The organism is Anaerobacillus arseniciselenatis (assembly GCF_001865995.1).
Classification (GTDB): Bacteria; Bacillota; Bacilli; order Bacillales; family Anaerobacillaceae; genus Anaerobacillus; species Anaerobacillus arseniciselenatis.
In genome coordinates, this window is record NZ_MLQQ01000037.1 from 1 (window position 1) to 3,624 (window position 3,624).

General features: G+C 34.0%; 2 protein-coding genes. Both read left to right on the forward strand.

The genetic code is table 11. The annotated features are described in order from the left end of the window. Positions 1-1,060 precede the first annotated feature (1,060 nt). On the forward strand, positions 1,061-2,416 hold the full coding sequence (locus tag BKP35_RS13095) for an S-layer homology domain-containing protein (protein ID WP_071313816.1): 1,356 nt from the start codon (positions 1,061-1,063) through the stop codon (positions 2,414-2,416). Between the two features lie 235 nt (positions 2,417-2,651). Continuing rightward, entirely contained in the window at positions 2,652-3,371 is a 720-nt protein-coding gene (locus BKP35_RS13100) for a helix-turn-helix transcriptional regulator (protein ID WP_071313817.1), read from the forward strand. Positions 3,372-3,624: the final 253 nt, after the last annotated feature.

Below are 3,624 nucleotides of genomic sequence, written 5' to 3' on the forward strand. Positions count from 1 at the left end.
AGGCACGCCGCCAGCGTTCGTCCTGAGCCAGGATCAAACTCTCCATAAAAGTGTTTGATAAAGCTCAAAATAAAACATTGACGAGATTTTTATATCTCTTTTTAAAGTTTCAGACCTCACTATTAAGCGCTGTCTTCCACCTTTCTTAATTCGCTTGGCTGTGTGTTCAGTTTTCAAAGGACGATCTGGGAATTTAAAAGCTTCAAATCTCTTCGCTTCTAAATCCCCTCGCTGTCATTTTCAACAACAAGAATTTTATTATATCAGGATAACTTACTTGCGTCAACAACTTTTTTTAATGACGTTTCGTCTACTTGTTTGCAGCGACAAGAATTATTGTAACAAAACAACCAATTCTGCGCAAGTGTTTTTTAAACGTTTTGATGAAGAAACAAAAATATAATGTATATCGCTCAATAACCGACAAGTAATACTATATCACTATAATTAATTCTCCGCAAGTAACTTTTAAAAATCATCAGTTAAAATAGTGTAGTTTTTTGCTCGGTTTATAAATTTACCATAACTGAATTAACAAAACAACTATTATTTTTCATTTGAGTGAATTTCATAATTACCAAAAATGAGCCACATCACGCAATATATAGTCTGCGAATGGTTTTGACGCAACTATATATTGATCTTAGTGGCGGAAATAATGAATTATGAAATTCATTAATTTATATAGTTAAAACATTCGTTTTAAGATCTATTTATTTAGTATACAACTCCTACCCTATAATCGCGTTACTACTATTATATATTTCTCCCAAACTAGCAATTTACCCAAAATTGTTTTCCATTAATCTCACCTCCATAAATTTAATATGTAGTTTCCTTATATATAATCAAATTAGTTTGCTATCTATACATGATCAAACTTACTTCATTAAGAAACTCATAAATTATCACTTCTTGCACTACCTTTTCACTTCAGGGTACACGTGTACTTCTAACTTCTTCTCTATATGGTTAAATCTACTTGTAGTAAACTAGCACTATTTTTTATACTATTAGTTTGTAAGTTTTACAATAAAATAGTATAAGAGGGGAAATAATAATGAGTAACATTTATCGAAATGTTTTTTCTATCATTTTAGTATTTTCGCTTTTAGTCATAAATCCATTTACAAGTTATGCAGCTACTTTTCAACCCCTTCCTTTTGAAGATCAAGTTAACGGAAGAAATAGTCATGCATACAACCCTTCTACACAACTTCTCACTCAAAAACAAAGAGAAGATTTTGTTACTGAGATTACCCTATACGCTGTGGAAGCAAGTGAAAAATGGGGGATACCTGCAAGTGCGATTATCGGAATGTCAATCTTAGAAAGTGGTTTTGGTACTACTAGGACCGCTCATTTTGCTAATAACCTTTTCGGCATCAAAGTATGGGGGGGTAACCCTCCTAACGCTTGGCAACTTAAAGGGCAGCCAAATGAAGATTTTGAACCGATTCCGATTATTGCAAATTACGGAACCGACCGCATCGTTTTTGATGAAACTAGACGGCGGGACAATTGGTATCGAAAATTCCCTTCGTATAGAGAATCTGTTAACTTTTTAGCTGGAAACCTGTTATTAAATCAAAGATACGGCTTTGCTCGAGATAAATATCAAGAACGAATTAATAACGGTTGGGATGGCAAAGAGGCTTCCAAACAGTTTCTTTTTGAAATCGCAAATGCCGGTTATAACCATTTAGGTGGCGTGTATTACCGACAAACTGTTGGAACGATTATGGATCAGTGGAATTTATATCAATATGATAAGCTTCCAACCTCTCAAGTACAAGATCAATTTAAAGAGGCTTCACCTAAAACTGAACAAGTGAATAACGTTACCTCTGAAGATAAGCGACCATCTGCTCAATACCCATTTATAGATATTAGCAACAGTTGGGCAAAATCAGATATCATTAAATTGGCTAATTTAAAAATCATCAATGGTTTTCCAGACAAAACTTTTAGACCAAGTAATTCATTAACAAGAGGACAAGCAGCGATCATTATGGTTAATTTCCTAGATCTAAAACCAACTAATGATTCGGTATCTTTTATGGATGTTCCGCAAAACCATTCTGCAATTGATGCGATTACAGTTATTGCGCAACATAAAGTGATGAACGGTACATCTCATCAGCATTTTTCGCCAAATACAATAATTACTAGAGCGCAAATGGCCCAAGTTTTATTTAATGCAGGGTTATATGACAAAGCATCAAGTAATAAACAAAGCACCTTTAACGACATACAAAATGATCATTGGGCATTGCAAGCAATTGAGACGATGCGCGAAGAAGGTATAATTAGAGGGCATGAAGATGGCACCTTTCAACCGAATCAACCGATCACACGAGCACAAATCTCTACAATCATTGCACGGATTATAGAAAAAAATGAAAATAACTTTTAATCGCTTAAAAGAAGTCGGATCATCCGGCTTCTTTTTTGTGTAAAAGGGTAGTTTGTTGGTTAGTGATTAGAGTCCTCGCTCGACTTTTCTATATTAAATGGTGACGATGCTTCGTCATGCGCGTTTTGTATGCAAATACCCCCCCTTTTTTGATTTTTCTGTTTTTTGTGAATTTTTAAATAAAATCGTATAATAAATAAACTTCATCTAGTAAAATAGATACGGGGTGAGTTTTTTGAGCACAATCAAAAAAACGATTTGTGAGCGTAGGTCTTATTCAAATGTTAAAAACGAACATGTTCATGATTATTACCAGCTTTTAATTCCTCTTCATGGTGACTTGCATATCGGCACATCACAAAAGCAAATTACTTTAAATGAACAGAGGCTTTTGTTTTTACCTCCTCACTGTGAACATTCTTACTACTCATTAGAGCGAAATGAATTTATTGTTCTTGATATACCTTACTTTCTTTTAGCAAAAGTAAATAATATTAACATTGATCCACAAGGCCAAGTCATCGATATAAATGATTACTGGCAAGCGATTCGTTCTTTATTACTTAATGAGTTAAATGAAAAAGGAAAACATAGTCGAGTCCACGACTTAATGCACTACATTTCACAGCTACTTGCAGAAAACAATTTACCAAGATCGATTCAACACATTCACGACAACTACGATCAACCAATCTCAACCGAAAATCTAGCTGCATTAGAACATTATCAAGTGGCTTATTACGGACAGTGGTTTAAAGAGCAATATCAAATGAGCCCTAAAAAATACATTCAAACTTTACGGTTAAAAAAGGCGAAACAATTACTATTAGAAACAAATTTAACGTTACTATCGATTGCCAATCTTGTCGGTTATGAGTATCAATCTTCTTTAACACGACTTTTTCAACAGTTTGAGCAAATGACGCCTCAACAATACCGTAAATCTAAAAAATAAACATCTATTTCACCACTAAAATAGCAATTAAATTGAACAAATAAAAAAAGATAAAATTCAGCTTAAATTAAGATAAGAATTTCCTACTCCAATCGGTTAACATAAACTTAACCACTTTTCAAAAAGGAGCATTCCTGTTAGAAGGATTTTCGGGGACTTGAAAAAAAAAGAGCCCTCCTGGTATGATACGGGGTGTCAAATCGTGCACCGAGATGACCCCTAACTTAGTTAACCAAGGAGGACTTCATAATGA